The 1640-nt window shown below is 34.9% G+C and carries 2 protein-coding genes; both read left to right on the forward strand.

The genetic code is table 11. The features are described from left to right. Window positions 1-136: 136 nt before the first annotated feature. The gene (locus ACFHWD_RS20550; RefSeq protein WP_378062935.1) at window positions 137-358 is read left to right on the forward strand and encodes a hypothetical protein; all 222 of its coding nucleotides are present in this window, start codon (window positions 137-139) and stop codon (window positions 356-358) included. Then, window positions 349-1500 (forward strand): ISKra4 family transposase, encoded by a 1152-nt coding sequence (locus ACFHWD_RS20555; protein ID WP_378062936.1) that lies wholly within the window; start codon window positions 349-351, stop codon window positions 1498-1500. The genes ACFHWD_RS20550 and ACFHWD_RS20555 overlap by 10 nt, the downstream gene beginning before the upstream one ends. Window positions 1501-1640: the final 140 nt, after the last annotated feature.

The following is a 1640-nucleotide window of genomic DNA, read 5'->3' on the forward strand; positions in this document are numbered from 1 at the left end:
GGGTGCATTTAAATAATTCGAATTTAAATATACCATGATATTAGGATTGTACCAATTAAACCAACATTTAGCTTTTGAAGATTTTGTATTAATACATTACAATATTCTTATACTAAAGTTGAATGGAGGAATTTTTATGGAAAACACAAATAACAAAAGGTCACAGGAACTTCTCAAGGATATGGAAAATGCATTCAGCGAATATGCCAGAACACTTGCCAATGGGCTGGAGGATAAAAGTATAAGCATTGATGATATTGAAGCTATGCTGCTGAACGCTATGGCTAGAATAAAAAAAGGTTTTATGAACTATACCCAGGACAGGATTGTTGAAGAGGATAAAAAAAAATTGAAGTAGTTTACTGCCCAAAATGTGGTAAAAGGATGATAGTTAGTAAAAAAGATAGTCATCTGCAGTTAAAAACAATGCTTGGCAATTTAGAACTTTATCGTCATATAGTTACCTGCCGGAGATGCCATAAGGGATATGCCCCTATGGATAGACAGCTTATAATAAGTGAAGGACATAAAATAACAAGAGCTGTAGAAGAGGCAGTTACAGATTTTGCCCAGATGATGCCCTTCGGAGATGCTAACCGGACAATTAAGAAATATCTTGGCATAGATATTAGTCCGGCTATTATACAGGATATTTCTGAAAATGCAGGTAGAAAACTGTTTGAAAAAGAGAAAAAAGAAGCCCTGGATTTATATAATAATCAGTTTAAAGCTATTGAAAATATAAGAGATGAAGATAAAAAGGGCAGATTATATATAGAAGCTGACGGTTCAATGGTACTTATAAAAGGTGAAGGCTGGAAGGAACTCAAGCTTGGTATTGTGTTTAAAGACAGCATGATACTTAATAAGAATAAACCCAGACACATAATAGCTGAAAAAGAGTATACAACTTACCTTGGAAGTGCTGAAGAATTTAAGAAAATGCTCTGGACTGCTGCAGTTAAAAATGGGTGCGGGAGGGTAAAAGAAATAGTAATAATAGGTGACGGTGCTGCATGGATATGGAACATAGCCGGTGAACTTTTTCCAGAAGCCGTCCTTATCCTTGATTTTTATCACTTCAGTGAACATGTTAATGATTGTGCCAATGCAATTTATGGTGATGATGCAGGAAATAAAAAGAAATGGGTTAATTCCATTATAAGTGGTATCAAAGATGGGAAAGTAGATGAAACCATTGAGTCCATAAAACCTGATTTCTATTGTGATAAAGTAATAAATGAAAGTGTAATGGCTTTGAAAAATTATCTAATGAATAATAAAGATAGACTTAATTACAAATATTATGAAGACAAGGGGTACTTCATAGGAAGTGGAGCCATCGAGAGTGGTAATAAATGTGTAATTCAGGCAAGATTAAAAGGGGCTGGTATGCGGTGGAGCATGGATGGAGCACAATATATTGCCAGCCTGAGGGCAGCAAAGAAAAGTAACCGTTGGAATAAAGTGCAGGATATTATATATGGAAATGCGGCCTAATTAAGTCATAATACTTTGCGGGACAAAACACCTGGAGGGAAAGTCTGATCTTTTTTACTGGTATTTTTAACCCTATAATGAAAGATTGATCTTTGATACCTTATTAATCCATTTATGGGGAAGTAGGAAAAAATGCACCC

This window comes from Clostridium sp. MT-14, from assembly GCF_042436595.1.
GTDB classification, from domain to species: Bacteria; Bacillota; Clostridia; order Clostridiales; family Clostridiaceae; genus Clostridium_B; species Clostridium_B aromativorans.

Excerpts from the sequence above, each read along its gene's own strand:
- ACFHWD_RS20550 (WP_378062935.1), top strand. The coding sequence starts at position 137 with ATGGAAAACACAAATAACAAAAGGTCACAGGAACTTCTCAAGGATATG.